4 protein-coding genes and 1 pseudogene are annotated in these 7830 nt (G+C 66.5%); all 5 read right to left on the bottom strand.

Annotated elements, in window-relative coordinates; genetic code table 11:
• Positions 1-54 precede the first annotated feature (54 nt).
• Positions 55-1461 (bottom strand): phospholipase D-like domain-containing protein, encoded by a 1407-nt coding sequence (locus ACIQV3_RS40240; protein ID WP_403722266.1) that lies wholly within the window; start codon positions 1459-1461, stop codon positions 55-57.
• Between the two features lie 237 nt (positions 1462-1698).
• Positions 1699-1860, bottom strand: a pseudogene (locus tag ACIQV3_RS40245) (IS5/IS1182 family transposase); the annotation flags it as partial.
• Positions 1861-2329: 469 nt separating this feature from the next.
• Entirely contained in the window at positions 2330-3850 is a 1521-nt protein-coding gene (locus ACIQV3_RS40250; protein ID WP_403722269.1) for a phosphodiester glycosidase family protein, read from the bottom strand.
• A gap of 1030 nt (positions 3851-4880) precedes the next feature.
• Positions 4881-6524, bottom strand: coding sequence for a trypsin-like serine protease (locus ACIQV3_RS40255; protein WP_403722272.1), 1644 nt, complete (start codon positions 6522-6524; stop codon positions 4881-4883).
• Positions 6525-6635: 111 nt separating this feature from the next.
• Entirely contained in the window at positions 6636-7163 is a 528-nt protein-coding gene (locus tag ACIQV3_RS40260) for a hypothetical protein (protein ID WP_403722275.1), read from the bottom strand.
• Positions 7164-7830 lie beyond the last annotated feature (667 nt).

Below are 7830 nucleotides of genomic sequence, written 5' to 3' on the forward strand. Positions count from 1 at the left end.
CGGCTGTACCTCCGCCACGGCCTCCGCCGACACGGTCACGTCTGTCATCAGGTGTCACTTCCTGGTCGAAGATCCACCGTTGACCGTACAGACCCGCGGCGGATAGGGTTGCGCGCTCTGGGCGTCCGCAACCGCGCGCTGGGTGCGGAAGTTTTCCCTGTAGGCGTCGAACACAGTGGTTTGCGTGGGGTCGCTGTTGGAGTCGTCCCACTTCAACAGTGCCTCGTCGTTACCGATCAGGGCGTAGTTGGTGTAGGTGTGGCTGCCGGTAAAGACGATCTTCTGGTTCTTCTTGCCGTTGTAGGTGCCCTCGATGAGCAGGTACTTGGTGTGGGAGGTGGTTCCCGTACCCTCCGGAGTTGCCTGAAGCTCGTGCATGGCGACGCCGTTGTACGGGGGCTTGGACGTCTTGAGGATGGCCTCTGCCTCGCCGTCGCCGGCGAGGGAGCCGTAGACGAGGTCGACGTAGCAGCCCGCCTGGTCCAGTTCGGCTAGTTTCTTGGCGACCTCCGGTCGGTTAAACCCACCCATCGCGATGCGGATCACGGTGCGACCCTCGAGGCCGTAACCAGCGTCGTTGCCGTGACAGACCTGGCTTCCGGGGACGGGGTTGTCCACCGTGTTGAGGATGTTGAGGATGACGTCGTTAGGTCCCCCGCCGGGGCCCGTGGTAGCCCTGGGGAAGAAGTAGGCCTTGGCCCGACCCGCCTGCTTGTCCATCAGTACGTCGGAGAGACGAGGCTTGAACCCTGCCTGCGCTGCGACCTGCTCCTGGAAGTACGCGTCGTAGCCCTCGTACAGTTCTGCGTTCTCGGTAACCGTCAGAGCGTCGTTCCAGAACTTGTTGAAGTCGTTCGAGGTCATGTTGGAGGAGGACTGCACGACCACGTTGCGCACCACCGTCGTCGCGGTGGCACTGCCGGTCGTCTGGGAGAACAGGTAGAACTTGTTGTGGTTGACCTGCTGATAGCTGCTGTTCGGCTCGGGGTCCTGCGCGAGACACGCCTTCTCCGCGTCGCACACACGTACCCAGGAGTTCCCCGAATCGGCCGGCTTGTTCGCGAGGCCGGTGGCGAGGGTGGTGTACGCGAGGTTCGTGTCGTTGGCGTACTTGCCGTCCAGGAGCACCTGGACGTGCACGCCACGCAGGTGCGCCGCCACGAGGTGCTGGGACAGCGTCGGAGAATAGAACAGGAAGGTGGAGATCTCGATTGTGGAGCCGGGCACGGCGCCGTCCGTGAGCCTGACCAGATGGTCGTGAATCGCGTTTCTTTGTGCCTTGTCGGTGCTGGTGGGGTCGTTGAACAGGGCGCCAGTCGTCACCGCCGGGGGAGCGGTGGGCGTGTCGTCGGCGAGCGCCGGCATGGGGGCGGTAGTGCCCAGAAGGGTGAGGGTCGCTGCTGTCGTGATCGCCGTACGGGCGAGATTGATCTTCTTCACGATGATCAGACGGATGAACACCTGGCATTGGTTGTACGCGCCCCGGAACATTCTCAACAGCCAAGACGGCCTTGGAGCAGGCAGGGCCCGACCGTCGGTGTTGCCTGCGGGACCATGCGGACAGAGGCGGCCGGCCGGCGGGGCTCTCCGGCGGGAGCCAGCCCTCGGCGGGCCGTCGCGAAAGATCGAGGCTAGTCTCCGTCGCGTTCGTGCTGCTCAATCAGCCTTCTTGAAGGCGGGGGTGGTGGGGGTCTTCTTCTACTGGGTGATGCGGCGGGTCATGAGGGCGATGGCGGCCCACGTGATGAGGGCTTCGCTGTGCTGGACGAGTCGTTCGTAGTCGCGTGCGTGGCGGCGGGCGTGCATCAGCCAGGCCAGGGTGCGTTCGACGACCCAGCTGCGGGGCAGGAGCAGCTCACCTGGAGGCGTGGCGCGCCAGCGCCTTCACGGAGGGCAGTGACGAGTGGCTGCTCGGCGAGGCGCTGGACTGCTTGGCCCGTACCGGCGACGTGCCGCTGTACCGCGAGCACGGCCGTCGCTACATCGTGAGCCGCTACCGCCGCCCGCTGCGTGTCGCAGACCGTGTGATCACCTGGCAGCGTCTATACCTGAGCCCGACTGGACCCTGGCTGTCGGGTCGGTCTCCCTGCTCGTCCTGTCGTTGCTGCTCGGCGCGATGGTGATCTACCTCTGGATCGCATTCGTCTCGGTCGCCCTTGCGGTGCAGCCGGTGTTCCCGCAGGAGCGTAAGACCGCGTCTAACTCCTTTGTTGGGACCTCTAGCCGCAAGCGGCTGACAGACAGGTGCCCTCCCCGAATGCCCTGGGGGAGGGCACCTGCCTGTTGTGCTCCAGCCGTCAGTGCGTCCGTTGACCCGGCACGATCGTTGTCAGCCGACGACGACGATTGCGTTGCCGACCTTGCGTTCGGTGGGCGTGGGCGCCCGCCAGTCGTCCATGGGGCGGTTGTAGAGGGTGTTGTTGATCAGGAGGGTAGTGTCGCCCCCGGAGCCGAGGCTCAGGGCGTCCTTCGCGCCGAGCCACTTCATGAGGTCCGCGGCTTCGTGGAGGGTGACGCCGACGCTGGTCTGCGGCAGCCTTCCGTCCACGGTCACGAGCAGCAGTTCCCCTGCCGCGGTGACGCCCGCGAGGGTGCGGGGGTGGCGCTGCACGGCGGCGCCGCTCAGGGTCTCGTGGGGGAGGTTGAGCATGCCGTTGGTCTTGGCGTTGATCTTGACTTCGCCGTTGCGGACCAGGGCGGGCCCGCCGCCCGCTACGGCGGAGAGGGTGGGGCTGGTGACCGACGCGCCCAGGGAGTCGGTGATGCTCGTGCCCGGCTTGAACGCCTTGCCGACCACGTGGTGCTCGCGCAGCCAGTCTGCGCCGGCGCCGATTCCCTGCATGACGCGGCTGCCCGCGGGGATCTGGCCGCCGGGAGCGCGCAGTTCCTGGACGACCCAGTTCCCGTCCATGACGACGTCCACGATGTTGGTCACCCCCGCCCGCGCCGCGGGCGTGTTGCTGCCCCACTCCGGCCGGAAGATGACGATCTCGTCGTTGTCGACGCACAACGTGTTCCGCCACGGCTTCAGTTCGGGTGTGTTGCCCAATCCGTCCGCGCGAATGTCCGCGCCAACGCCGCCGCATCCGACGTTGCGTCCCGGTGCACGGTTGATGCCGTCGACCACCCGAACCTGCCCGTCGGGCGCGGTCACCTGGGTCCGCGAACTGACTTCGTCGACGCGGATCCTGGACTGAGCTCCGTCGAGCAGCAGCGCGGTACGGCCGTTGTTGGCCTCGCTGAGCAGACTGTTGCCCTGTGCGTAGAGGCCCTGCGGATCGCCACCGAAGCCGGAGAAGGACGGATTGCTCGGCGAGTTGACGTCGAAGTCGGAGCCGTTCACCGCTACCAGAGCACCGGCCGCGGCGCCCATGGCCCGTACCGTCTCCGCCGACGAGACGTCGCTGCCGTGGACGGCCTTGAACGTGACGGCGGCCGACGGGTCCACCTTCACCACACGGACTTCCCACGGGCCGGTGCTCTCGTTGCCGTCCAGCGCGGTGTAGACGGTCCGGCCGGTGAATCCAGCCTGCTGCAGCGACTGCAGCAGGGCGTCCGCCTCCGCGGGCCGGTCATGGCCGAAGGAACCCACGCGCACCGTGTGCTGCAGGAAGCCGTTCCCCAGTTCCGGTCCGGCCGGTACTTCCCGGGTGTCGACCCGTCCGGTGAACTGCTTGGCCGCCAGTTGTCCCTGGACGAAGTCATCGGCGTAGAACTTGTTTCCGACCGTCCAGGAGGCCGTGGTGCCGTGCGGGATCTTGAGCTCGACCGACCACACATCGGTTGCCTGGCCCTGCGTGAACTTTTGGTAGGTGACCCCCGCCTTGGGCTCCTGGACGGGACTCGCCACGGTCACCAAGCCTTCGGGGCCCAGCGGCATACGGCCGGCCACGGTTTGTGCCGCGGCATCAGTGGCAGTGGCAGTGGCAGTTGCAGGAGAGAGGGTGACCACTGCGCCCAGCGCAACAGTCAGAGCCGCGATGCGGCCTATTCGGTTCATGTTCAGGACTCCTAGGACGGGTCTGTCGGTGGAAATCAGACGGTGATGCGGAATCCGGCACGCGGGTGGAGCGCACGGGGCGTCACAGACTTCGCCGAAGGTGGTGGAGCTGTTGACGGGAGCGCGGGTGACGGCCTTCTGGCTGTCGGGGGCCGAGACGGTATTCGTCACTGGGCAGCCCTTGGCACGGATGCCGCAGGCGCTGGCGGCAGCCAGGTAGGCCGAAGCGGCAGTCCGATGGCCGGAGCGTGTACGGACCGTCATACCTGGGCTGCCGTCTCAGGAGGCGCCCCGTCTTGTGACGGCCGCGCTCTGTTGCGGGGCGGCCGTGTGGCCGGCGCCTGGCGCCAGGAATCGGCCTTGACCCCTAGACCCCTAGGTCGGAGGGTGCCGGTGGTGCTGAGGCCACCCAGAGCGCCGGTGATGCCCTGGAGGTTGACCGGTGTGGTAACGCCCAGCGTGGCCAACCTCTGCGACGGTCCAGGATGTGCGCGGTGCTGACGCGAGGGAGACTTGGTCAAACAGGCGCTGGCAGAGTGACGGCACAGCGGAGCTCCGGTTCAGCAGGTCGACTTGATCGGTCACCCGCTCCAACCGGAGCTTCGATGCGTAAGAGACGGGACGACCGATCGACGTCACACCACCGTGACCTGCAGCTGCACGCCGCCGTTCAGACTTTGAAACAGCCCTGCTGTAAGGGGTTGTGGACACGGTAGGCGTCCCACCCCCTGCAGCTTCCGGAGCCGATCCCGGGGAGAGGGCATACGCGGCGGCTCCCTGCACGCGGGAAGGGAGCCGCGCCGTCGCCCGGGCCGCCATCTCTTGACCGAGGTAGGTGACGGTTTCGGGGTGATCAAACGCCGCCGCGTTGTGGTGAGTGTTAGTTGTTCAGGGTGGCGGTGATGGTGATCTGGCCCGGGTTGGCCGGCAGGCCGGGGACCGCGAGGGTGGTGGCCCAGGTGCGGTCGGTGCGGCGGGTGGTGTGGAGGACCTTGCCGTCTGTGGTGGTGACGGTGAGCTGGAGCTCCCCGTTGACACCCGCTGCGGCGACGGACTTGGTGGTGATGGTGCCGAGGACACCATTCAGCTCGGCGAAGGCTTCCCAGGTGCCGTTGGCGTTGCGCATGCCGTGGTGCTGGCGGGTGCCGTTGTCGGTGGCGATGACGATGTGGGCGTCGCCACCGATGCCGGCCATGCTCACCGAGCTGATCGGGCCGCGGTCGCCTGCCGCGGCGGCGATGTTGCCCCACGCGCTCCACTGCCCGGCGGCGTTGCGGATGGTGTGGAAGGCCTTGCCTCCGGCGACGGGGACGACCTGGAGCTGGCCCGAGGCGGTGGCCGCGGTCGCGACGGAGGTCACGGTGCCGATCTGGCCCGCCACGGCGGAGAGGTCACCGAACCTGGTCCAGTTCCCGTCGGCCTTGCGCATGGTGTGGAAGACCTTGCCACTGGCGACCGCGACGACGTGGAGGTCGCCACCGATGGAGACGGCGGAGACCTGCGTGAGACCGCCGAGGCTGTTGGTCATCGGGAAGACGTCACCGAAGGCGGCCCAGGTGCCGTTGGGGTTGCGGACGGTGTGGAACAGGCCACCGTTGTTGCTGACCGCCAGGACGTGGGTGGCGCTGTCGATGCCGGCAGCGGCCGCGGTACGAATACCACCGATGCTGGTGGCCTTGCTCTGGACGTCGGTGAAGCCGGTCCACGAGCCGTCGTTGACGCGGGTGGCCTGGTAAATACTGCTGCCGGACTGCACCAGCGCCTGGGTCTTCCACCCGGGCGCCTGTGCACGGGTTGTGTCGATCCACTCGCGCAGGTCGTCGGTGCGTACGGAGATGGCTGAGGTGCGGGTCTCGGTGGGGTTGGTGCCCAGGCAGCCGCCCTTCCAGGACCGGCTGCTGATCGCGGTGACTTCACCATCGGTGTTGAGGACAGGGCCGCCAGCGTCTCCCTGGCAGATCGTGTCCGTGGTGCCGCTCGCGCTGCTCAGGGGTACTTCGGTGGCGGTGGTGGCGCCTGCGGTGAAGGACCCGGTGTGGACCTTGTCCGGCACCCACTCGGTCTTGGTCCGGCCGAACCCGGCCGCCGTCAGCGCGGAGCCCGCCGAGGGGGCTGTGGAGGCGAACTTCGCCGGAGTGACTCCGGTGACGGGTGTGGTGAGCTTGGCCAGCACCACGTCCCGGTCGCTGCGCGGCACGAGTTCGGCGATCTCCGCGGAGCCACTGCCGAGTGTGACGGTTGCCTTCAGCTTCGGCTTGCCGGCCGGCGGAGTCTGACCCGGTGTATCGGCGAAGCAGCTCGCCGCAGTGAGGATCCAGTTGGCGTCGACGAGAACGGCCGTGCAGGCGCGGCTGTTGGCCTCGTCACCGATGTTCAGCTTCGCGGCGTAGGCGTACTGGCCGACATCGGCCTCAGGACCCGCGACGGCCAAGGCCTGACCGGCGGAGAGCAGGCTTGTCGAGACCGCTGCGGTGAGCAGGAGCAAGCCGGTTGCCCGCGTGGAACGCGGACGGGGTGCAGACATGAATCTTCCTTCGGAACGGGATACCGGGACGCACGGACGAAGTCGTGCGCGCACAGCAGCTGGTGTGAGCAGATGATGCAGGCAGGTCCTCGGGGCGCTGCCGTGGTGGTGCTACTGGGTGGCAGCGGTCCTGATCTCCATGAGCATGAAGTCGCGGCCCTCCGGGTCCGCGCTCTCGCCCACCCCGGTCCACTTGTTCTTGGTGATGTCGAACGACTTGCTTTCCTCGCCTGCTGTCATGTCGACCTGCGTGGCGTAGTTGTTGCCCTTCACGGCGTGGACCGCGGGGATCTCCAGGGCGAGGTAGCCGCTGCTTCCGGTGACGCGGAAGCAGATCAGACTGCTCTGTTCGCGGGTCATGACCTGGAGCAGGTCGGTCCCGCTCGCGCAGTCGGCGAGGAGGATGTGGCCGTCGCCGCGCTTGAGGGTGATGCCCTGCTCCGCGAGGATCTTGTCGGCGTTCGGGTAGCCGAAGTCCTCGACCGCATAGCCCGGACCCTCGTCGGCGATCGCCTTCATCGCCGTGGCACGGTCCGGGGCGGACCCGCCGGACAGGCCCCCCGCTGTCGCGAGCCACGCCAAAGCGCTCGCGCCAAGGGCCACACAAACAGTTCGCGCAATCGCGCTACGTACCTTCATTACTTTCCCAGTCGTCAGTTCCGGCATAAATTCCGGAAGGTGCATCAATGGGAGGGAAGGTCTCTCTTCGACCAACAGAATATGCACTCGCAGATGTGCCGAGCATCCCCGGAAGCCCCCCCGCTTCCAGCGAATTCATCACCATTCATCCCATGCGGGAGCCGCACGCACTAGGGGCGTCGAGGTGACTCAATCGACGGCCGTAAGCCGCCGTTGATCACCAACATAGGAACACCTCGTCCAGGAACCTGTCCAACGAACAATTTTAGGCAAGTAGGACAAAAGGAAGGCCCAGTAGGTGATGTGAGTCACATTCAGAAAAGGTTGTAGGGCGCGTGGAGGAAATATTGACGAGATTCGGGCGTCTTCCTCGAGGGTGAATCTTGCGAGTTTTCGATGGTGTTCAACGTGCCGTTTTCTGTATAAGGTCACGGAGCGCATCTTCCGTGCTCCCCGCTCGACTCCGCTGGAGTCGCGGGCATTCACGTGACCAATGAGCCTCTCTCTGTCTGTCTATACGCCGTTCTCTGTCAGGCGATGTGGCATCGAATCTGAGCCATCGCCAGGCGCCCCTTCCGAAGGAATGTTGTGGACACCACCTATTGGAGTAGGCGGCGCGTTCTTGCCGCCGTCGCGGCCACCACGGCCGCCGTCACCACGTCCAGCC

Origin of the sequence: Streptomyces sp. NPDC099050 (genome assembly GCF_044759865.1) — a bacterium.
In the GTDB taxonomy this organism is placed as follows: Bacteria; Actinomycetota; Actinomycetes; order Streptomycetales; family Streptomycetaceae; genus Streptomyces.

Excerpts from the sequence above, each read along its gene's own strand:
- ACIQV3_RS40255 (WP_403722272.1), bottom strand. The coding sequence starts at position 6,524 with ATGTCTGCACCCCGTCCGCGTTCCACGCGGGCAACCGGCTTGCTCCTG.
- ACIQV3_RS40260 (WP_403722275.1), bottom strand. The coding sequence starts at position 7,163 with ATGAAGGTACGTAGCGCGATTGCGCGAACTGTTTGTGTGGCCCTTGGC.